This is a genomic window from Ruegeria sp. BA2, assembly GCF_056539605.1.
In genome coordinates this window covers 1-22,616 of the sequence record NZ_JBQFVE010000007.1, presented here as the reverse complement: position 1 = coordinate 22,616, position 22,616 = coordinate 1, and the positions used below count along the sequence as shown (strand labels likewise).

The 22,616-nt window shown below is 56.3% G+C and carries 16 protein-coding genes and 1 pseudogene; 14 read left to right on the top strand and 3 right to left on the bottom strand.

Annotation, left to right across the window (positions count from 1 at the left end):
* Window positions 1-79 precede the first annotated feature (79 nt).
* Entirely contained in the window at window positions 80-1,342 is a 1,263-nt protein-coding gene (locus ACR0NN_RS15425) for a peptidoglycan-binding domain-containing protein (RefSeq protein ID WP_170687050.1), read from the bottom strand.
* A gap of 380 nt (window positions 1,343-1,722) precedes the next feature.
* Between ACR0NN_RS15425 and rplK the strand changes: the two genes are divergently transcribed.
* The 3 genes from rplK to ACR0NN_RS15410 all read left to right on the top strand — a co-directional run bounded on the left by rplK (window position 1,723) and on the right by ACR0NN_RS15410 (window position 4,124).
* Window positions 1,723-2,172, top strand: a complete 450-nt coding sequence (rplK, locus tag ACR0NN_RS15420; RefSeq protein WP_010440985.1) for a 50S ribosomal protein L11 — start codon at window positions 1,723-1,725, stop codon at window positions 2,170-2,172.
* A gap of 1 nt (window position 2,173) precedes the next feature.
* A complete protein-coding gene (rplA, locus tag ACR0NN_RS15415; RefSeq protein WP_170687051.1) occupies window positions 2,174-2,872 on the top strand; it encodes a 50S ribosomal protein L1 in 699 nt (232 codons plus the stop codon).
* 742 nt (window positions 2,873-3,614) lie between these two features.
* Window positions 3,615-4,124 carry a hypothetical protein gene (locus ACR0NN_RS15410; protein ID WP_480685014.1) on the top strand — a complete coding sequence of 170 codons (510 nt, stop codon included), beginning with the start codon at window positions 3,615-3,617 and terminating at the stop codon, window positions 4,122-4,124.
* Window positions 4,125-4,128: 4 nt separating this feature from the next.
* Here the strand turns inward: ACR0NN_RS15410 and ACR0NN_RS15405 are convergent.
* Window positions 4,129-5,076 (bottom strand): annotated as a pseudogene (locus ACR0NN_RS15405) (IS110 family RNA-guided transposase); the annotation flags it as partial.
* Window positions 5,077-5,768: 692 nt separating this feature from the next.
* On the opposite strand from ACR0NN_RS15405, the gene rplJ reads away from it, so the two are divergent.
* The 6 genes from rplJ to ACR0NN_RS15375 all read left to right on the top strand — a co-directional run bounded on the left by rplJ (window position 5,769) and on the right by ACR0NN_RS15375 (window position 17,552).
* The gene (gene rplJ, locus ACR0NN_RS15400) at window positions 5,769-6,287 is read left to right on the top strand and encodes a 50S ribosomal protein L10 (RefSeq protein ID WP_170725101.1); all 519 of its coding nucleotides are present in this window, start codon (window positions 5,769-5,771) and stop codon (window positions 6,285-6,287) included.
* A gap of 80 nt (window positions 6,288-6,367) precedes the next feature.
* Entirely contained in the window at window positions 6,368-6,742 is a 375-nt protein-coding gene (gene rplL, locus ACR0NN_RS15395) for a 50S ribosomal protein L7/L12 (RefSeq protein ID WP_170417028.1), read from the top strand.
* 250 nt (window positions 6,743-6,992) lie between these two features.
* Window positions 6,993-11,129: a DNA-directed RNA polymerase subunit beta gene (gene rpoB, locus ACR0NN_RS15390; protein WP_170725102.1), complete on the top strand. Its 4,137-nt coding sequence runs from the start codon at window positions 6,993-6,995 to the stop codon at window positions 11,127-11,129.
* Between the two features lie 81 nt (window positions 11,130-11,210).
* A complete protein-coding gene (gene rpoC, locus ACR0NN_RS15385; protein ID WP_170725103.1) occupies window positions 11,211-15,452 on the top strand; it encodes a DNA-directed RNA polymerase subunit beta' in 4,242 nt (1,413 codons plus the stop codon).
* A gap of 255 nt (window positions 15,453-15,707) precedes the next feature.
* Entirely contained in the window at window positions 15,708-16,445 is a 738-nt protein-coding gene (locus ACR0NN_RS15380; protein ID WP_170725104.1) for a hypothetical protein, read from the top strand.
* Window positions 16,446-16,676: 231 nt separating this feature from the next.
* The gene (locus tag ACR0NN_RS15375) at window positions 16,677-17,552 is read left to right on the top strand and encodes a DMT family transporter (RefSeq protein ID WP_170725105.1); all 876 of its coding nucleotides are present in this window, start codon (window positions 16,677-16,679) and stop codon (window positions 17,550-17,552) included.
* Here ACR0NN_RS15375 and ACR0NN_RS15370 read toward each other — a convergent pair.
* A complete protein-coding gene (locus tag ACR0NN_RS15370) occupies window positions 17,531-18,346 on the bottom strand; it encodes a putative rhamnosyl transferase (protein WP_170725106.1) in 816 nt (271 codons plus the stop codon). The genes ACR0NN_RS15375 and ACR0NN_RS15370 overlap by 22 nt on opposite strands.
* Window positions 18,347-18,743: 397 nt before the next feature.
* Here ACR0NN_RS15370 and rpsL point away from each other — a divergent pair, with 397 nt between their 5' ends.
* The 5 genes from rpsL to ACR0NN_RS15345 form a co-directional block, all read left to right on the top strand.
* Window positions 18,744-19,115 carry a 30S ribosomal protein S12 gene (gene rpsL, locus ACR0NN_RS15365; RefSeq protein WP_005621086.1) on the top strand — a complete coding sequence of 124 codons (372 nt, stop codon included), beginning with the start codon at window positions 18,744-18,746 and terminating at the stop codon, window positions 19,113-19,115.
* Window positions 19,116-19,130: 15 nt separating this feature from the next.
* A complete protein-coding gene (gene rpsG / locus ACR0NN_RS15360; RefSeq protein WP_010441203.1) occupies window positions 19,131-19,601 on the top strand; it encodes a 30S ribosomal protein S7 in 471 nt (156 codons plus the stop codon).
* 18 nt (window positions 19,602-19,619) lie between these two features.
* Entirely contained in the window at window positions 19,620-21,737 is a 2,118-nt protein-coding gene (gene fusA / locus ACR0NN_RS15355) for an elongation factor G (RefSeq protein ID WP_170687059.1), read from the top strand.
* Between the two features lie 89 nt (window positions 21,738-21,826).
* Entirely contained in the window at window positions 21,827-22,492 is a 666-nt protein-coding gene (locus ACR0NN_RS15350) for a sulfotransferase family 2 domain-containing protein (protein WP_170725107.1), read from the top strand.
* Window positions 22,493-22,525: 33 nt separating this feature from the next.
* On the top strand, window positions 22,526-22,616 hold a 91-nt coding region (locus ACR0NN_RS15345), incomplete at its 3' end, for a GTP-binding protein (RefSeq protein ID WP_215675807.1).

Sequence of the window (22,616 nt, the reverse complement as noted above, 5' to 3'; positions counted from 1 at the left end):
AGAACGCCGCGATGCAAACGGGCACCGCGGCGTTGTTTGGAGCAGCCTCGTAGGGACTGAGATTGTTGTGTGTTCCGACCTATTGCGCTTGCACCATGGCTGCGCGCAACAGTTGTGGCCGGTCGGTTTGCGACGGCAGGAAGACAGCTTGCGAGCCGGCATCCAATGCCGAAAGACTGGCATCATACCATTGCATCGCAAGGTCACGGCGTTCTTGCACACCGAAGCCTTCGCGAAGGTGGTGGCCAACCAGTTCTCCATAAGCAGGCTCGCCCATTGCGACCAGCATCAAGGCAGAGCCAACTGCGGTGTCCATATCGTCCTGACGGTAGCCCATCGCCAGACAAACCTTGCTTGTCGCCGCGAGATCTGCGGGGCTCAGCCCTGAATCCAACGCCAGCTTGCGCACCTGGGTTTCAGCCTCGGTTTTTGAACTGATTGACAGCGCATCAACCTGTGGTGCCAGCATTTCGCCAAACGCGGCGCACTGGGCGCTCACCTGATCCGGGGTCAGCCCTTGGATGTCCTGCATCAGATCCTCACCGCGCGCCATGGCATAGCTGCGCGCAAGGCAGAACTGTTCGCTAAGGGCGAAATCGGCGTCCGTCATATTCGACAACGTCGTGTAGCCCCCATTGGTCGAGGTTTGCAGCATCACCCCACTACAGCGATTGGCCAGCGAAGGACCTCCGGTCCCGCCGGAGAACAGGCTTGGCAGGCTGGCCGAGGCTGTTTTTGTGGTGGCCTCAGGCGCTGGTTCCGCAGCTTGAGGAACCACAACTGGAATGGTCGGCGCTTGCGCTTGTGCTGGAGCCTGCGGTGTAGCGACCAAAGGTGCCTGAGGTGCGGCAGCAAAAGTTGAACCGGTTTGAATCTGCCGCCGGTATTCCATCAAAAGCGGTTGGCCCGAAAGACGCGTTGCGTTTTGACCACCACTGGTTGCCCAATAATAGGCCTGCATCAGGAAGTCGCGCTGATAAGGCTGAAAATCACGGCCATTCACCGGATAGCCCATCGAGACCTGATAGCGCTCGATCGCTGAACGCGTGCCGCGACCAACCTGTCCATCAACCCGTCCGGCATTGTAGCCGAAATAGTTTAGCGCGGTTTGGGTCTGGGCACCTTCTGTAGTTGACGGGATGCCGGGACGATACGTGCGTGTCGTTGTCGATCTTGTCCGGGCCTGCTGTTTCCTCTCCTGATCTCGACCGATCGCGTATCCGATCACGCCGCCAACGACTGCGCCGCCCAAAATCTCACCCGCGTCGGCCCGCGCGGTCTGGGGCGAAGTCGCGGCAAGAGACAGCGCGATTCCAAGTGTAAGAATTAAACGAATGATCATAATCAACCTCCACCAATACAACTAATCTCGCGAAGTATAGCATAGCTGCGAACATTGTGGTGGGACGGATGGCGGAAACATGAGCATCACGAAGAAGCTGAAAAGAATAATCATTTTTATTAGTCCCTTAGAGGCTTACAGCTAACCCCAACCATGGTGATCTGTGCGCATTGATCCGACGAGAGACCCATTCGGCATTGATTCGATGAACGTCTGAGGATCAGGCCACTTGCCAACACCACCGTTCCCCTGTACATGCCGCCTCTATCGTCTTCGGGCGAGAGTCTCTCGTGGGAGGTTGCAGGGATCGCGATCCCGGATCGGACCACGCAACATAATCTAGTCAGGGCGCGCCCTGACTGAGTTGAAAGGAAAACCAAATGGCCAAGAAGCTTGCTGGTACAATGAAGCTGCAGGTTCCTGCAGGTCAGGCGAACCCGTCGCCGCCAGTTGGTCCGGCGCTGGGTCAGCGCGGCATCAACATCATGGAATTCTGCAAGGCGTTCAACGCCAAGACCGCAGACATGGAGCCCGGCGCTCCGTGCCCGACCGTGATCACCTACTATCAGGACAAGTCCTTTACCATGGACATCAAGACGCCGCCCGCGTCTTATTACCTGAAAAAAGCAGCTGGTCTGAAGCCGGTTGGCAAGCGTAACCGTCCTCGCGGCGCGGAAAACCCAGGTCGCGAGACCGTGGCAACCGTGACCTCGAAGCAGGTTCGCGAAATCGCCGAAGCCAAAATGAAAGATCTGAACGCCAACGACGTCGAAGGCGCAATGCAGATCATCCTGGGCTCGGCCCGCTCTATGGGCATCGAGGTGAAGTAAGATGGCAAAACTCGGTAAACGTACCCGCGCTGCGCGCGAAGCTGTCGCTGGCAAGGAAAACCTGTCAGTCGAAGAAGCTGTTGCTCTGGTCAAAGGCAACGCGACCTCGAAATTCGATGAGACCATCGAGATTGCTCTGAACCTGGGCGTTGACACCCGCCACGCGGACCAGATGGTTCGTGGCGTTGTTGGCCTGCCGAACGGCACCGGTAAAGCGATGCGTGTTGCTGTGTTCGCGCGCGGCCCCAAGGCTGACGAAGCAAAAGAAGCTGGCGCAGATATCGTTGGCGCAGAAGACCTGATGGAAACCATTCAGGGTGGCACCATCGAATTCGATCGCTGCATTGCCACCCCGGACATGATGCCGATCGTTGGCCGTCTGGGTAAGGTTCTGGGTCCCCGCAACCTGATGCCGAACCCCAAAGTTGGCACCGTGACCATGGACGTGAAAGCAGCCGTGGAAGCAGCCAAGGGCGGTGAAGTTCAGTTCAAGGCGGAAAAAGGCGGTGTTGTGCACGCTGGTGTTGGCAAAGCGTCGTTCGACGAAGCCAAGCTGGTTGAAAACGTCCGTGCCTTTATCTCGGCTGTTGCGAAAGCCAAGCCGACAGGCGCGAAAGGCACCTACATGAAGAAAATCGCGCTGAGCTCGACCATGGGCCCGGGTGTGACGCTGGACGTGGCAGCTGCTGCGGGCGAATAAGCCAAGGCGATTTTTCAAGTATTTGAACCCAGGCGGTATACGCCTGGGTTTTTTGTTTGACAGAGTAGGTTTCCAGATGGAAAACGATAGCAGTTGAGCTACATGATTGCCTGCAAAATGATGCCACATTTGCATCCGTGGCGTGTTCTAGGGTAGGGCATTGCATTGAGTATCCCAGACTAAACATTGTTTCTCGTAAGAACTAAAGGGTTCCCAGAAACGGCGCTTCTACGGCAAAAACACTTGCGTCTTCGGGCGTTTAATTTGCAATAGTGGTAGACGAGCGGGATGGCCCGGTCGATTGTGGGTCGTTTCGAGAAGTTCAGTTGCGTCAGGATACGTTGAAGCTTCTTGGTTTATCTAACTTACCAAAGAAGTGGCGTTGTTTGTGTGGTGATATGTGTCACTATTTTTCAACCTAGTCAGTGCCGAGTTTCTCGCGCTATGCATTGATAGAATCGGATGTCTACGTTCCGCCAGCAGGTGTTGAAGAGTTGTTTCAGGTGCGGCGTGAGCGTCCTTAGGCGGCAATTGCTGCTCAGCTTGGGAAGAGTGATGAGCGGCGCAAGTATTCTGCAGCATTGCATCGTTTCGTAGATGATCCTGGATTGGGATATATCTTTCCTCTGACTGTCGCGAGTTCGCAGCTGATTGCGGCAATGAAAGAAATCCGGAATGAGCAGTTGCTGATGTCTCAAACGTAGAATTGAATGACGAGGCGGTATTTGCCAGCGCAGTTGTCATGCATGGTAGTACATACGCGGTACTTGAGGACGTGATCCCTAGGCTTTTGGATGTTAGCAGCTTTAACACCAATCCTCCGCATTTGTTCGAAGCGCTGCGCGCGCGTTTGGATGAGCATCGATTGTTTCATCTGGTTGTGCCCTTTGCGCCATTTGTAGACGCCAAAAACGCAAGATGTAATTTTGACCGTATTTGCATCGGATCAGGTGCTGACATGTATTCGGCCTGTTGCGCGGCCTTTGGACATGCCGCAGGCCCCTATGGTGTTAGCGGATCCGGTCCAATTCAAAACCACGTGCTCGTAGCACTCTATAGCAAGCTGGTTTTCCCGGCCCTGTCTCACGATCCTTCTGCCATACCGTCCATTGTCCTCTTCCGGTTCAGCAGCCGCGCTGTCGCCGACGCTTTAAGCGTTGGCAGCCTGAGCCCGGTAGACTTCCCCTTTGCTCATCATGGCCCAGACGCGCCTCGCCATTCATTTCCCGTCAACATATACTTGCATGTGTGAGAGGGCGGTTGGCCAGAGCCACGCGCATCCGCAGTGGCGGCTTGCGCTCGATCAGGCGATCAAGCCAGAGATCTGTTCTCATGCTGGTTCGAGCACGCCACATGACAACGCTGTTAGTGCCGATGATCAGTAACCGCCTGAGCGAACGGTCTCCCATCTTTGTCGTTGCACCGAGGCGCTGCTTGCCCCCTGTTGAATGCTGTCTTGGAGCCAGCCCGAGCCAGGCGGCGAAATCCCGATCACGACGGAACGTTTCAGGCGGTGTCGCAAGGGCAGCCAGCGCAGTGGCAATGAGTGGGCCAATACCTGCCACCGTCATAAGGCGGCGTGCCGTTGCGTTTGAGCGCGCGCGGCGGGCAATCTCGGCATCCAGTTCTTTGATCTGACCCTCCAGCTGGTCCAACATGCTGATCAGCCTTTCTAAGCACTCCCGGGTCACATCCGGGATCGCGCTATCGCCAGAATCCACCAACCCAACCAACTTACGAATATTGACCGTTCCTTGCGGGGCCACCTGACCAAGCTCTCCAAGGTGACCTCGCATGGCATTGATCAATTGCGTGCGCTGCCGAACCAGCAGCTCGCGGACCCGAAACACCATAGCTGCCGCTTGCGACGTCTCGCTCGTCACAGAAACAAAGCGCATCGTTGGACGGGTCGCCGCCTCACAGATCGCCTCTGCATCAGCGACATCGTTCTTCTGTCGCCTAACAAAACGCTTCACATACGCTGGAGGAATAAGCCTGACTTGGTGACCCAATCGGCCAATCTCTCGGCCCCAATAATGTGCACTGGCACAGGCCTCCTTTGCAACCACGCATCTCGGCAGCGTGGCAAAATACTCGAAGACCTGGCCTCCGCGCAGTTTCTTCCGAAGAACGGGATGACCAGTCATATCCACTACGCGCACCCGGAACACATTCTTCGTCAAATCCAGGCCAATCTCTTCCATAGACGTCTCCATTCAGGTTGTTTGCAATCCAGCAAGGGCACATCAAGGCCAGCGGGAGCGTCTACACCTTCAATTCTGGAGCGGCTAGACAGCGGTGAGAAAAACTATGGCCGACACCGGCTTAGAAACGTGGTGTGCACGGCACCGCAACCAGTGCGGCACGCTCTTTCGAGCAAATTGAAAGCGAACGAATAGTGCCCAAGTAAGTCGTTAATTGGAAGTGACGATAAATCCTTTTCTTACGTTCTGACTTACGGTCCTTGAGCCGAGCTCCACCCACGGACAAGATTCGCAATTCTTACGAGTTGGGAATGAGGAACATGTAGGGAGAACTCATTATGTTGCAGAAGTTATTGAGTGGCTTCAACTGTGGTCGTACCGACGGAAAGTCTTGGCCACGCGCGCAAATCTACCAATTTACCCCTTGGAAACCCTGCTCATCTGTCCTAAGTAAACCCACGGAATAAAGCGTGCGATTCGTCGTGCGCTTTATTTTGTTTCGTCCAAGACGGTGGGTGGTGCCATCTGGCCCCTTAATTCCCTGCCTGAGACGGGTAAGACCAAAGAATTCTGAGGGGTCCCACCCTCGGGCGAATTTTGGCCCATCCCGTAACAACGGACCTGAACGCCGGAGCGCAAGCTGCGGCAAATATGAGCCGGGGTGAGGTATCGCCCCAAACTTGGAGAGAACTGTGGATAGAGCCCAGAAAGAGAAAGTGGTCGAGGAACTCGGCCAAATCTTCGAAAGCTCTGGCGTCGTAGTGGTTGCCCATTACGCCGGTCTGACAGTTGCCGAAATGCAAGACCTGCGCGCGCGTGCACGCGAAGCGGGTGGGTCTGTGCGTGTTGCCAAGAACAGGCTCGCCAAAATCGCCCTTGAGGGTAAGCCGTGTGAAAGCATGGCCGACCTGCTGACAGGGATGACCGTTCTAACCTATTCCGAGGACCCTGTGGCAGCCGCCAAAGTGGCCGAGGACTACGCCAAAGAGAACCAAAAGTTCGAAATTCTTGGCGGTGCAATGGGTGAGAACGCTCTGGACCGCAAAGGCGTCGAAACAGTTTCGAAAATGCCGTCTCGCGAGGAGCTTATTGCTTCGATCGTTGGCTGCATTGGCTCACCTGCTTCGAACATCGCCGGCGCGATTGGCGCACCTGCAAGCAATATCGCAAGCATCCTTTCCACCATCGAAGAGAAGGCGGAAGCTGCGTAAGCGGTTGGCACTGAATGATCTGCGTAGGGTATCTACCCTGACGTTGGAACACACACTGTAAAACGGAAAGAGCTAATACAATGGCTGATCTGAAAGCACTCGCAGAAAGCATCGTGGGTCTGACCCTGCTGGAAGCACAAGAACTGAAAACCATCCTCAAAGACGAATACGGCATCGAGCCCGCAGCTGGCGGCGCCGTAATGGTTGCAGCTGGTGGCGACGCCGGTGGCGCAGCTGAGGAAGAGAAAACCGAATTCGACGTCGTTCTGAAGAACGCCGGCGCTTCGAAAATCAACGTGATCAAAGAAGTTCGCGGCATCACCGGTCTGGGCCTGAAAGAAGCCAAAGAGCTGGTCGAAGCTGGCGGCAAGATCAAAGAAGGCATCGACAAAGCCGAAGCCGAAGAGATCAAAGGCAAGCTGGAAGCAGCTGGCGCCGAGGTCGAGCTGGCCTAAGCCCGTTGTCTGGTGCATCGCTGATGCACCAAAAAATTTGGCTGGGTCCGGAGAAATCCGGGTCCAGCCGAACCTGTCTTAGAAAGGGCCTCATCGATCGAGGCGTTTTCTAAGACACGGTTTTCGGATCGGGAGGCCACCTTCGGGACGGTGGCCACGAATTGATCCGGACGTGTCGTCTCGAATGTGCAAGATGCCGGGGCCCGACGGTGTCTTTGCCCGCTGAGAACATCGAAAGGTGACATCTGACATGGCTCAAACGTTCCTTGGCCAGAAACGTCTTCGTAAATATTACGGCAAAATCCGCGAAGTTTTGGAAATGCCCAACCTCATTGAGGTGCAGAAATCTTCTTATGATCTTTTCCTGCGCTCCGGCGATGCAGAGCAGCCCACTGACGGCGAAGGCATCAAAGGTGTGTTCCAGTCGGTTTTCCCGATCAAGGATTTCAACGAAACCTCCGTTCTGGAGTTCGTGAAATACGATCTGGAGAAACCCAAATACGACGTCGAAGAGTGTATGCAGCGCGACATGACCTACAGCGCGCCGCTGAAGGTCACGCTGCGTCTGATCGTATTTGATGTCGATGAGGACACCGGCGCGAAATCGGTCAAAGATATCAAAGAACAGGACGTGTTCATGGGCGACATGCCCCTGATGACACCGAACGGGACGTTCATCGTGAACGGCACCGAGCGTGTGATCGTGTCCCAGATGCACCGCTCGCCCGGTGTGTTCTTTGATCACGACAAGGGCAAGACCCATTCCTCGGGCAAGCTGTTGTTTGCCTGCCGCATCATCCCGTATCGCGGCAGCTGGCTGGACTTTGAGTTCGACGCCAAAGACATCGTATTCGCCCGTATCGACCGTCGCCGTAAACTGCCTGTGACAACCCTGCTTTATGCGCTGGGTCTGGATCAGGAAGCGATCATGGACGCGTATTACAACACCGTGTCTTACAAGCTAGACAAGAAGAAAGGCTGGGTCACGCCCTTCTTCCCCGAGCGTGTGCGCGGCACCCGCCCGACCTATGATCTGGTAGATGCAAAATCTGGTGAAGTGATTGCCGAAGCGGGCAAGAAAGTCACCCCGCGCGCGGTCAAGAAACTGATCGACGAAGGCACCGTCACCGACCTGTTGGTTCCGTTCGATCACATCGTCGGCAAATTCGTCGCCAAGGACATCATCAACGAAGAAACCGGTGCGATCTATGTCGAAGCTGGCGATGAACTGACGCTGGAATACGACAAGGACGGCGACCTGATCGGCGGCACCGCAAAAGAGCTGATCGATGCGGGCATCACCGACATTCCGGTTCTGGACATCGACAACGTCAATGTCGGCCCCTACATGCGCAACACCATGGCTCAGGACAAGAACCTGAACCGTGAAAGCGCACTGATGGACATCTACCGCGTCATGCGTCCGGGCGAGCCGCCCACCGTCGAAGCTGCATCGGCTCTGTTCGACACCCTGTTCTTCGACAGCGAGCGTTATGACCTGTCCGCCGTTGGCCGCGTGAAGATGAACATGCGTCTGGCTCTGGACGCGCCGGATACCCTGCGCACCCTGCGCCGCGAAGACATCGTGGCCTGCATCAAGGCGCTGGTTGAACTGCGTGACGGCAAAGGTGACGTGGACGATATCGACCACCTCGGCAACCGTCGTGTGCGTTCGGTCGGCGAACTGATGGAAAACCAGTACCGCGTTGGCCTGCTGCGTATGGAGCGCGCGATCAAAGAGCGTATGTCGTCGGTCGAGATCGACACCGTCATGCCGCAAGACCTGATCAACGCGAAACCGGCTGCGGCTGCTGTCCGCGAATTTTTCGGCAGCTCGCAGCTGTCGCAGTTCATGGACCAGACCAACCCGCTGTCGGAAGTTACCCACAAACGCCGCCTCTCGGCGCTTGGCCCTGGTGGTCTGACACGTGAACGCGCGGGCTTTGAGGTGCGTGACGTGCACCCGACCCACTATGGCCGGATGTGCCCGATTGAAACGCCCGAAGGTCCGAATATCGGTCTGATCAACTCGCTGGCCACCTTTGCCCGCGTGAACAAGTATGGATTCATTGAAACACCGTATCGCGTCGTCAAAGACGCCGAGGTGACCGATGAGGTTCACTACATGTCCGCGACCGAGGAAATGCGTCACACCGTAGCGCAGGCGAACGCGACGCTGGATGCGGATGGCAAGTTCATCAACGATCTGGTTTCGACCCGTCAGGCCGGTGACTACACTCTTGCCCCGCGCGAGAATGTGGATCTGATCGACGTTTCGCCGAAACAGCTGGTCTCAGTAGCTGCATCGCTGATCCCGTTCCTTGAAAACGACGACGCCAACCGCGCTCTGATGGGCTCGAACATGCAACGTCAGGCGGTTCCGCTGCTGCGGGCCGAGGCGCCGCTGGTCGGCACCGGGATCGAGGAAAAGGTTGCGATCGACTCGGGCGCTGCGATTCAGGCGAAACGCGCCGGTATCATCGACCAGGTCGATGCCCAGCGTATCGTTATCCGCGCCACCGAGGATCTGGAGCTGGGCGACGCTGGCGTTGACATCTACCGTCTGCGCAAGTTCCAGCGTTCGAACCAGAACACCTGCATCAACCAGCGTCCGCTGATCAAGGTGGGTGACACCGTCCAGAAGGGCGAGGTCATTGCGGATGGTCCGTCGACTGACATGGGTGAACTGGCCCTTGGTAAGAACGTGGTCGTCGCGTTCATGCCGTGGAACGGTTACAACTACGAAGACTCGATCCTGATCTCGGAGCGTATCGCGCGTGATGACGTCTTTACTTCGGTTCACATCGAGGAATTCGAAGTCGCCGCCCGTGACACCAAGCTGGGCCCGGAAGAGATCACCCGCGACATTCCGAACGTCGGTGAAGAAGCGCTGCGCAACCTCGACGAGGCGGGCATCGTTTACATCGGTGCGGATGTTGAGCCGGGCGATATTCTGGTCGGCAAGATCACTCCGAAGGGCGAAAGCCCGATGACCCCGGAAGAAAAGCTGCTGCGCGCCATCTTTGGTGAAAAAGCATCTGACGTGCGCGACACCTCGCTGCGCGTGAAGCCGGGCGATTACGGTACGGTCGTTGAGGTCCGCGTCTTCAACCGTCACGGCGTCGAGAAAGACGAGCGTGCGCTGCAGATCGAGCGTGAGGAAGTCGAACGTCTGGCCCGTGACCGGGACGACGAACTGGCGATCCTCGACCGCAACATCTATGCGCGTCTGCAAGGTCTGATCCTGGGTAAAACCGCTGTCAAAGGCCCGAAAGGCGTCAAGGCAGGGTCGGTGATCACCGAGGAGCTGCTGGAAACCCTGACCCGTGGTCAGTGGTGGCAGCTGGCACTGGAAGGTGAGCAGGACGCACAGATCGTTGAGGCTCTGAATGAGCAGTACGAAGTGCAAAAGCGTGCTCTGGACGCCCGTTTCGAAGACAAGGTCGAGAAGGTCCGCCGTGGCGACGACCTGCCGCCGGGTGTGATGAAGATGGTCAAAGTCTTCATCGCCGTGAAGCGTAAGCTGCAGCCGGGCGACAAGATGGCCGGCCGTCACGGGAACAAAGGTGTGATCTCCAAGGTTGTTCCGATGGAAGACATGCCGTTCCTGGCCGATGGTACGCCGGTTGACTTCTGTCTGAACCCGCTGGGTGTGCCTTCGCGTATGAACGTTGGTCAGATCCTTGAAACCCACATGGGTTGGGCCGCACGTGGTCTGGGTCTGAACATCGACGACGCTCTGGGTGAGTACCGCCGCTCCGGCGATCTGACCCCGGTGCGCGAAGCGATGAAGCTGGCTTATGGCGAGAATGTCTACGAAGAAGGCATCACCGGTCTGGACGAGGATGGCCTAATCGAGGCTGCGGGCAACGTGACCCGCGGTGTTCCGATCGCAACCCCGGTCTTCGACGGCGCCAAAGAGGCTGACGTCAACGACGCGCTGGTGCGTGCGGGCTTCTCGGAAAGCGGCCAGTCGGTTCTGTTCGACGGTCGTACCGGTGAGCAATTTGCACGTCCGGTCACCGTAGGCATCAAGTACCTGCTGAAACTGCACCACCTGGTGGATGACAAGATCCACGCGCGTTCGACCGGGCCGTACAGCCTGGTGACCCAGCAGCCGCTGGGTGGTAAGGCGCAGTTCGGTGGTCAGCGCTTTGGTGAGATGGAGGTCTGGGCTCTGGAAGCTTATGGCGCCGCCTACACCCTGCAGGAGATGCTGACGGTGAAATCGGATGACGTCGCCGGTCGGACCAAGGTCTATGAGTCGATCGTCAAGGGCGAGGATAACTTTGAAGCGGGCGTACCGGAATCGTTCAACGTTCTGGTGAAAGAAGTCCGTGGCCTCGGCCTGAATATGGAACTCCTGGATGCGGAGGTTGAGGAATAAGAATTTTGAAAAAATTCTTGGGCGGAAACTTTTGAAGTTTCCGCTCCCCTCTCCCCCCTTCCGCAAGATTTGAGGTAACAAATGAACCAGGAAATCACCAACAACCCGTTCAACCCACTGACGCCCCCGAAGGTTTTCGACGAGATCAAGGTCTCGTTGGCGTCGCCCGAGCGGATCCTGTCTTGGTCCTATGGCGAGATCAAGAAACCCGAAACCATCAACTACCGGACGTTCAAGCCCGAACGTGACGGCCTGTTCTGCGCGCGTATCTTTGGCCCGATCAAAGATTACGAATGCCTGTGCGGCAAATATAAGCGGATGAAATATCGCGGCGTTGTCTGCGAGAAATGCGGTGTGGAAGTCACCCTGCAGAAAGTCCGCCGCGAGCGTATGGGCCACATCGAACTGGCCGCACCCGTTGCGCACATCTGGTTCCTGAAATCGCTGCCGTCCCGGATCGGTCTGATGCTGGACATGACGCTGCGCGATCTGGAACGCGTTCTGTACTTTGAAAACTACGTCGTCATCGAGCCCGGTCTGACCGACCTGACCTACGGCCAGATGCTGACCGAAGAAGAGTACATGGATGCGCAGGATGCCTATGGCATGGATGCGTTCACCGCGAATATCGGTGCCGAAGCCATCCGTGAGATGCTGGCCCAGATCGATCTGGAAGCCGAAGCCGAGCAGCTGCGCGCTGATCTGGCCGAAGCAACCGGCGAGTTGAAGCCCAAAAAGATCATCAAGCGTCTGAAGGTTGTCGAATCCTTCCTCGAGTCGGGCAACCGGCCTGAGTGGATGGTCATGACCGTGATCCCGGTCATTCCGCCGGAACTGCGTCCGCTGGTACCGCTGGATGGTGGCCGGTTCGCGACCTCGGATCTGAACGATCTGTATCGCCGCGTCATCAACCGGAACAACCGTCTGAAGCGTCTGATCGAGCTGCGCGCGCCTGACATCATCGTCCGCAACGAAAAGCGGATGCTGCAGGAATCCGTGGACGCTCTGTTCGACAACGGCCGTCGTGGCCGCGTGATCACCGGCGCCAACAAGCGTCCGCTGAAATCGCTGTCGGACATGCTGAAAGGCAAGCAGGGCCGCTTCCGTCAGAACCTTCTGGGTAAGCGCGTCGACTTCTCGGGCCGTTCGGTCATCGTGACCGGTCCGGAGCTGAAGCTGCACCAGTGTGGTCTGCCCAAGAAGATGGCGTTGGAGCTGTTCAAGCCGTTCATCTACTCGCGCCTTGAAGCCAAGGGTCTGTCTTCGACTGTTAAGCAAGCGAAGAAACTGGTCGAGAAAGAACGTCCCGAAGTGTGGGATATCCTCGACGAGGTGATCCGCGAACATCCTGTCATGCTGAACCGTGCGCCGACGCTGCACCGTCTTGGCATTCAGGCGTTCGAGCCGGTTCTGATCGAAGGTAAAGCCATCCAGCTGCACCCGCTGGTCTGCTCGGCCTTTAACGCCGACTTCGACGGGGACCAGATGGCCGTTCACGTCCCGCTAAGCCTTGAGGCGCAGCTGGAAGCGCGTGTTCTGATGATGTCGACGAACAACGTTCTGTCGCCTGCAAACGGTGCACCGATCATCGTTCCGTCGCAGGATATGATCCTGGGTCTGTACTATGTGACCCTCGAACGCGAAGGCATGCCGGGCGAAGGCAAGGTCTTCGGTTCGATCGAAGAAGTTCAGCACGCGCTGGACGCCGGTGAGGTGCATCTGCACTCGAAAATCACCGCGCGGATCACGCAGATCGACGACGAAGGCAACGAAGTTCAGAAGCGCTATGAAACCACTCCGGGCCGTCTGCGTCTGGGTGCATTGCTGCCGATGAACAACAAAGCCCCGTTCGAGCTGGTCAACCGCCTGCTGCGGAAGAAAGAAGTGCAGCAGGTGATCGACACCGTCTACCGTTACTGCGGTCAGAAAGAGTCGGTTATCTTCTGTGACCAGATCATGTCGATGGGCTTCAAAGAAGCGTTCAAGGCGGGCATCTCGTTCGGTAAGGACGACATGGTCATCCCGGATGACAAGTGGGGCATCGTTGATGACACCCGCGGTCAGGTGAAGGACTTTGAACAGCAGTACATGGACGGCCTGATCACTCAGGGCGAAAAGTACAACAAAGTTGTTGATGCCTGGTCGAAGTGTAACGACCGCGTCACCGAAGCGATGATGAGCACCATCTCGGACGTTGCCAAGGCCGAAGACGGGTCAGATCAAGAGCCGAACTCGGTCTACATGATGGCCCACTCCGGTGCGCGTGGCTCGGTCACTCAGATGAAACAGCTGGGCGGTATGCGTGGCCTGATGGCCAAGCCGAACGGTGACATCATCGAGACGCCGATTATCTCGAACTTCAAAGAAGGTCTGACCGTTCTCGAGTACTTCAACTCGACCCACGGTGCCCGTAAGGGTCTGTCGGATACCGCTCTGAAGACGGCGAACTCGGGTTACCTGACCCGTCGTCTGGTGGACGTGGCACAGGACTGCATCGTTCGTGAGATCGACTGTGGTACTGAGCGTGCGATCACCGCCGAAGCCGCCGTGAACGACGGTGAGGTTGTCGCCTCGCTGGCTGAACGTGTGCTGGGTCGTGTCGCTGCTGACGATGTTCTGCGTCCGGGCACGGATGAGGTGATCGTCGCCGCTGGTCAGCTGATTGACGAGCGTATGGCCGACACAATCGATGAGGCCGGTATCGCATCGATGCGCATCCGCTCGCCTCTGACCTGTGAATCCGAGGAAGGCGTTTGTGCCACCTGCTACGGTCGTGACCTTGCGCGGGGTACAATGGTGAACACGGGTGAGGCTGTCGGCATCATCGCCGCGCAGTCCATCGGTGAACCGGGTACGCAGCTGACGATGCGGACCTTCCACATCGGTGGTGTTGCCCAAGGTGGTCAGCAGTCGTTCCAGGAAGCCAGCCAGGAAGGTGTCGTTTCCTTCGAGAACCCGCAGATTTTGGTAAATGCCGCAGGTGAAAGCCTGGTCATGGGCCGGAACATGAAGCTGGTGATCAAGGATGAACACGGCGAAGAGCGGGCCAGCCACAAGCTGGGCTATGGCTCGAAGCTGTTCGTCAAGGACGGCACTAAAGTGGCCCGTGGCGACAAGTTGTTCGAGTGGGATCCCTACACCCTGCCGATCATTGCCGAGAAAGCCGGTACCGCGAAATATGTCGACCTTGTTTCGGGCCTCGCTGTCCGTGACGAGACCGACGATGCAACTGGCATGACCCAGAAGATCGTGATCGACTGGCGCGCGGCCCCCAAAGGCAGCGACCTCAAGCCCGAGATCATTCTGGTCGGTGAAGATGGCGAGCCGGTCCGCAACGATGCGGGCAACCCGGTTCACTATCCGATGTCGGTGGATGCGATCCTGTCGGTCGAAGATGGTCAGACCATCGAAGCCGGTGACGTTGTTGCGCGTATCCCGCGTGAAGGTGCCAAGACCAAGGATATCACCGGTGGTCTGCCGCGTGTGGCCGAACTGTTCGAAGCGCGTCGTCCGAAAGATCACGCGATCATCGCAGAAGCTGATGGTTATGTGCGCTTTGGCCGTGACTACAAGAACAAGCGTCGCATCAGCATCGAACCGGCTGACGAGTCCATGGAGACCATCGAGTACATGGTACCCAAGGGCAAGCACATCCCGGTCGCCGAAGGGGACTTCATCCAGAAGGGTGAATACTTGATGGACGGTAACCCCGCTCCGCATGACATCCTGTCCATCATGGGTGTCGAAGCGCTGGCGGATTACATGATCGACGAGGTGCAGGATGTCTATCGTCTGCAGGGCGTGAAGATCAACGACAAGCACATCGAAGTCATCGTGCGCCAGATGCTGCAGAAGTGGGAGATCCTGGATTCAGGCGACACCACCCTGCTGAAAGGCGAGCATGTCGACAAGCAGGAGTTCGACGCGGCCAACGAGAAGACCATCTCGCGCGGCGGTCGTCCGGCTCAGGGCGAGCCGATCCTCTTGGGGATCACCAAAGCCTCGCTGCAGACGCGTTCGTTCATCTCGGCGGCATCGTTCCAGGAAACCACCCGTGTTCTGACCGAGGCTTCGGTTCAGGGCAAGAAGGACAAACTGGTTGGCCTGAAAGAGAACGTCATCGTTGGTCGCCTGATCCCTGCCGGTACCGGTGGAGCGACTCAGGCCGTCCGTCATATCGCGCAGTCGCGTGACAACGTGGTTATCGAAGCCCGTCGGGAAGAGGCCGAAGCGGCCGCTGCTCTGGCTGCTCCGACATTCGACGACGACATGGTTGGTGATGAGCTGGACGTCCTGGTGGAAACACCGGAAAGCCGCGAGTAAGCGACCTTTATGAGACTTTAAGGCTCCGCGGTATCGTGGAGCCTTTTCTTTTTCTTGGATACGTACTTCATCCTATTGAACTGCCTGATCACTTCGAGAAAAGTTGCATTGAATCTGATCTAAGCGAGTCAACCACGCCATCTATTCGAGCGTGACCAAAGATAAAGAACTGTACTGGGGTGGCTGAAATCTGAGGGCAAATGCAATCAGAGCTTATCTATTGCCGGAATACAGCTAGCATTTTAAAGAAGTACTATGGGCTCCAAGTACAAACTGATTTCATTTTCTCTGTTCGGGGATTCAGCACTATATTTTGATGGTGCATTACGGAATATCGACGCATGGCAATCTGTTTATCCCGATTGGAAGATGCGCATCTATGCGTCTGACCAGATTGGCGACAATTGGCACGCCAGATTGGAGATGACGGACGCAGAAATTCAGGTAATGACGCAAACGGCTCCCTATGATGGTCTGGGTTGGCGTTTTCTACCTGCGGCTGATGAGAATGTTGACGCTTTTATCTCCCGCGATATTGATGCGCAGCTGACTCTTCGTGAAAGAGCGGCTGTTGAACAGTGGCTAAATTCTGAAAAACAATTTCATATCATCCGCGACCATCCGCAACACTCGGCACTGATTCTCGCCGGACTCTGGGGCGCACGCGGAGGCGCTCTGCCAAAAATTGGTGATTGGATGCGCAGATACGGTCGAAGACGCGGGTTTAATGGTCGTAGATGGGATCAGCAGTTCTTGGCGCGCTGGGTGTATCCTACAGTTTTCGGGAGCGTGCATGTAAACAGTGAATTTTTTTATTATGAGGGGGAAGACCCTCATGTAATTCCTATGGAGCGGGAGGGCGATCTTTATCTAGGGTTCCCGATCGATCGCGGAACTCTTTCTGAAAATCGGAAACGCCGGTTTCGACGTCTCAAGGATCGAGGTATGGCAAAAAGACCATTGCCAGAGCATGTGAGGGCCAAAGTCTGCTAATGTTTGCTAAACCTATGTTCCCCACAGTGATCCGTTGCAGATTTGATGAGAACCTGGGACTTAATCGATTTAATGAGGCTAGGTTTGGGAGATTGGAATTACGTTTTAGAAACATACTCTCAATTGGACACCTGGCAACTTTGATGACGCGTTAACCTAAGTGGATCGTTTCATTTTTGAAAGAAGATATGCGGCCTGTTTCAAACGGACACTAGAAGAACTGTTTACGCCATGACCTCAAACCTGAAAGGTGCCCTGCTGATGATGGGCAGCATGGCGGCCTTTACCTTTAATGATGCGTTGGTGAAGGTGGTGGGGCAAGATCTGCCTCTGTTTCAGCTTGTTGCCACACGCGGGGCGTTGGCGACCGTTCTGGTATTCATTCTGGCCCGTCATCTAGGCGCGCTCCATCTGAATTTCCCCCGCCATGACAAGTGGCTGATCGCGTTCCGTTGCCTGGCAGAGTTGTCGGCGACTTTCTTCTTTTTGACGGCCTTGATGCACATGCCGCTTGCCAACGTCACGGCTGTTTTGCAGGCGCTGCCCCTGACCGTGACCCTGGGCGCAGCGTTGTTCTTTGGTGAGGTGATCGGATGGAGGCGGATCGCAGCAATCGCTCTCGGGTTCGTTGGTATGTTGCTGATCGTTCGACCTGGCCCTGACGGGTTCAGCATTTACGCCATCTACGCATTGATAGCGGTCGTCTCAGTCACGGTTCGCGATCTGATCACCCGTCGCATGTCAGCAGAGGTGCCTTCGATGGTGGTGACTTTGGCGACATCCCTCTCCATCACTTCGGCAGCGGCGATTGCTTCTACATTTGAGGGATGGGTGCCGATGTCGACCGTATCTGGCGCGCTGGTCGCAAGCGCTGCGGTGTTTGTGCTGATGGGCTATCTGTTCAGTGTCATGGTGATGCGCGTGGGCGAGGTCGGCTTTGTCGCGCCATTTCGCTATTCCAGTTTGCTTTGGGCATTGGGACTGGGATGGGTGGTATTCGGCGACTGGCCGGACGCAATCACCATGTTGGGCGCGGCGTTGGTTGTAGGGGCAGGGATGTTCACTCTGTTTCGAGAGCGGTCGCGTCACGCAGAAGATGAACCCTGATGCAGGAATTCTGGGGCGATCGCGAAACGTGTCTCAAACTCTTCTCTGATCTCGGATGTAATCGGCGCAAGCTGCGCTTTTTGCTTTTTAGCACGCGGCGAGTCGTTTGAACTGTTCAATGACCTGATCCACATCGGGTGATCTGGATAGCTGATCACCGGCATAAAGCGCCCGATCCTATTGTGGGTAAAGCTGATGATCGTATGGGCGCAGCCGCCCGAGACCAGCATGCCCAGACCCACCCCAAGCAAAGACTTGTAGACCTGCGCTGCCTGAGTACCTCCGGGTCCAAAACTGGCCTGATATCCGTTGTTGAAATCAATGCCGATCGCCTGATTTTTTTTGATCAACCCAGCCCCATCACCTGCAGCCTCTCGTAAGCATTCTATGAAATCAATGGAAACACTATCGTCGTCGTCATGGCGAAACTGAAGACAAGGCCGGTCTGGGTACAGCCGTGTTTCCTGCAAGATGTGTTTCATGACTTGCCTGTGCTTTCGATTGGGATCGACAGAACGTTCGACAATCTGCACTTGAGGTATATCTGCGGTCACGTCCCTGAGCCGGTCATGCGCCTCTTTAGGCAGGCAGTCACCGATGACAATCAGGAACTGAAAATCTCCATCAGTCTGAGCGCGAAAGCTAGGCAGCGTCACGGATTCGAACAAGCGAAACCGCTCTTCAAGACGGGTCGGGTTATACAGATGGTGTCGGCGCTCGGCGACCGTGCCGTGTTCGATCTGGAAATCACCAAGGGCGGGGAATGAAAATCGGCACAGGCCAATGACTTGCATGTCTCATCCACTGAATTGCGGGGCTAAGGCACTATGCACCGGGTTTGAACATGTCGCAATGCAACTGAGTGGTGGAATCCGCCGACCAATCCCGATAAACACCTGACATTCTGATGCGCAACACGCCTTTCCCGCTGGGCTGTTGACACTTGGCCCGACTCCCCTTAATACGCGCGACATCTCGGTACCGGGGGCCGCCCCATAACCGATTTCAGTAATGAACTGGTCAAGGCCCGGACACTTTTATCGTTCGCGCCCTCTGATAACAAACCGCGACGTTCACCTCGGAATGGGAACGCTCGCGGGTTTTGCGCTTGTGGACGCATGAGTGCAGCGAATTTAACCGCACGCAACCGCGTGCATGTCATGTGTGTTGCAAAACGGGGAAGAAACCGGAATGCCAACTATTCAACAGCTGATCCGCAAACCGCGGCAGCCCAAAGTAAAACGCTCGAAGTCCATGCACCTGGAGCAGTGCCCGCAGAAACGCGGCGTCTGTACCCGCGTGTACACCACCACACCTAAAAAGCCGAACTCGGCGATGCGTAAGGTTGCCAAGGTGCGCCTGACCAACGGGTTTGAGGTCATCTCGTACATCCCCGGTGAAAGCCACAACCTGCAGGAACACTCGGTTGTTCTGATCCGTGGCGGCCGTGTGAAAGACCTTCCCGGTGTGCGTTACCACATCCTGCGCGGTGTTCTGGATACTCAGGGCGTCAAAGACCGTAAGCAACGCCGTTCGAAATACGGCGCGAAGCGTCCCAAGTAAGAAGGAGAGGCTGATATGTCACGTCGTCACGCCGCCGAAAAACGCGAAGTCCTGCCTGACGCCAAATTTGGCGACAAGGTTCTGACCAAATTCATGAACAACCTGATGATCGACGGCAAGAAGTCGGTCGCAGAGCGCATCGTTTACAACGCATTTGATCGCGTTGAAAACAAGGTAAAGCGCGCTCCTGTCGAAGTGTTCCACGAAGCGCTCGACAACATCAAACCGTCGGTCGAGGTTCGCTCGCGCCGGGTTGGTGGTGCAACCTATCAGGTTCCGGTCGAAGTGCGCCCCGAGCGCCGCGAAGCACTGGCCATCCGCTGGCTGATCACTGCTGCGCGTGGCCGCAACGAAAACACCATGGAAGAACGCCTCGCCGGCGAACTGCTGGACGCTGTACAGTCCCGCGGTACTGCCGTGAAGAAGCGCGAAGACACCCACAAGATGGCCGAGGCGAACAAAGCCTTCAGCCACTACCGTTGGTAATCCAGAGGCTTATCAAAAATGGCACGCGAATATCCGCTCGAACTATACCGTAACTTCGGTATCATGGCGCACATCGATGCAGGTAAAACCACCTGCTCGGAGCGTATCCTGTATTACACTGGCAAATCCCACAACATCGGTGAGGTGCACGATGGTGCAGCCACCATGGACTGGATGGAGCAGGAGCAGGAACGCGGCATCACCATCACTTCGGCTGCGACCACCACTTTCTGGGAACGCACCGAGGACGGTCAGACCGCCGATACCCCCAAGCATCGCCTGAACATCATCGACACCCCCGGCCACGTTGACTTCACCATCGAAGTTGAACGCTCGCTGGCGGTTCTCGACGGTGCCGTCTGTGTTCTGGACGCAAACGCCGGTGTTGAGCCCCAGACCGAAACCGTGTGGCGTCAGGCTGACCGCTACAAGGTTCCGCGTATGGTTTTCGTCAACAAGATGGACAAGATCGGCGCTGACTTTTTCAACTGCGTCAACATGATCGAAGACCGCACCGGCGCACGCGCCGTTCCGGTTGGTATTCCGATCGGTGCAGAGACCGAGCTTGAAGGCCTGATCGACCTAGTCACCATGGAAGAGTGGCTGTGGCAGGGTGAAGATCTGGGCGCAAGCTGGATCAAAGCGCCTATCCGCGACAGCCTGAAAGACATGGCTGACGAATGGCGCGGCAAGATGATCGAAGCGGCCGTCGAAATGGACGACGACGCGATGATGGAATACCTGGAAGGCAATGAGCCCGACGTTCCAACCCTTCGCGCCCTGCTGCGCAAAGGCACCCTGGAAATCGCGTTCGTTCCGGTTCTGGGTGGTTCGGCGTTCAAGAACAAAGGCGTTCAGCCTCTGCTCAACGCTGTTATCGACTATCTGCCCAGCCCGCTGGACGTTGTTGATTACATGGGCTTCAAACCCGGCGACGAGGAAGAAGTTCGTGACATCGCGCGTCGTGCAGACGACGACATGGCCTTCTCGGGTCTGGCGTTCAAAATCATGAACGACCCCTTCGTTGGCTCGCTGACCTTCACCCGCATCTACTCGGGCACCATGAACAAGGGTGACTCGATCCTGAACTCGACCAAAGGCAAGAAAGAGCGCATCGGTCGTATGATGATGATGCACTCGAACAACCGGGAAGAGATCGAAGAAGCGTTTGCAGGTGACATCATCGCGCTGGCGGGTCTGAAAGACACCACCACAGGTGACACCCTGTGTGACGCGAAGGATCCGGTGGTTCTGGAAACCATGACCTTCCCTGATCCGGTGATCGAGATCGCGGTTGAGCCCAAAACCAAGGGCGACCAGGAAAAGATGTCGCAAGGCTTGGCCCGTCTGGCCGCCGAAGACCCGTCCTTCCGTGTGGAAACTGACCTGGAATCCGGTCAGACCATCATGAAGGGCATGGGCGAACTTCACCTGGACATCCTGGTTGACCGTCTGAAGCGCGAGTTCAAGGTTGAAGCGAACATTGGTGCGCCGCAGGTGGCCTATCGCGAAACCATCTCGATGCCGGTCGAGCACACCTACACCCACAAGAAACAGTCGGGTGGTTCGGGTCAGTTCGGTGAGGTCAAGCTTGAGATCACTCCGACTGAGCCGGGCGAAGGTTACTCGTTCGAAAGCCGCATCGTTGGTGGTGCCGTTCCGAAAGAATACATCCCGGGTGTTGAAAAGGGCATCCAGTCCGTCATGGACAGCGGCCCTCTGGCTGGCTTTCCCGTGATCGACTTCAAGGTTGCCCTGCTGGACGGTAAGTTCCACGACGTTGACTCGAGCGTTCTGGCGTTCGAAATCGCAGCCCGTATGTGTATGCGTGAAGGCATGCGCAAAGCTGGCGCGAAGCTGCTGGAACCGATCATGAAGGTCGAAGTGATCACCCCGGAAGAATATACCGGCGGTATCATCGGCGACCTGACCTCGCGTCGTGGCCAGGTGTCTGGTCAGGAACCGCGAGGCAATGCCATTGCGATTGACGCGTTCGTTCCGCTGGCGAACATGTTCGGCTACATCAACACTCTGCGTTCGATGTCGTCGGGCCGTGCCCAGTTCACCATGCAGTTCGACCACTACGATCCGGTTCCGCAAAACATCTCGGACGAGATCCAGGCGAAATACGCGTAATCAGGATGCGGGCGTTCACGCCCGCATCCAGTTTCGGTTTTGAGGAAGTCCTGAGTAGTGATCGGATGAAGGCCTGACTGATGGTAGTTATGCTGCACAAAGAAAAGTATGCCTATTTCTCGGTGCCGAAATGCGCGTGCACTTCGCTCAAGCATTTCTTTTTTGAGATCGAGAACGGGTTTCGGTTCAAGTCATTTCATACGAATGGCAAGGCAAACTACCTTCATGATTTGGGGTATGAGAGCGTAAAACTGACAAAGTCCTTGCGGAACGCCACGCGCGAGATGCATCGCGTCGCGGTAGTACGCGATCCCATCGCGCGGGTCTTGTCCTGCTATTCGAACCGGGTGGTGCATCACAAAGGTTTGGATCAAATCGAATTGACCGATGAGGATAAAGAGCGCGGATTGACACGAAACCCTCCGTTGGGAAATTTCATCCGCAACTTTAGTCGGTATCGCGTTTTGGCTCCGTCCATCGCGCATCACAGCCGCCCGTTGGCCTATTTTCTGGGGGGGGATCCGTCCTATTTCCATCGGATCTACGATATCTCGGAATTGAAGCAACTGGCGGACGACTTTCGTCAGCTTACGGGCGGAGCACCGGAGTTGAGACATCTCCAAACCGGAGGTCCCAAAATTCCGGCTTCGAAACTGAACGAGAAGCAACGCAACAAAATCCAGAATTTTTTTGCGCAAGACTACGAACTGTACGGAGACTACTTCGTGCAGAAAGAAACGACTGGCGCGTCCTAAAGACGTCCTGTTTGAACTGAAAAGGAGGCCATCATGGCAAAGGAAAAGTTTGAGCGTACAAAACCGCACGTCAACATTGGCACGATTGGCCACGTTGACCACGGCAAGACCACGCTGACCGCAG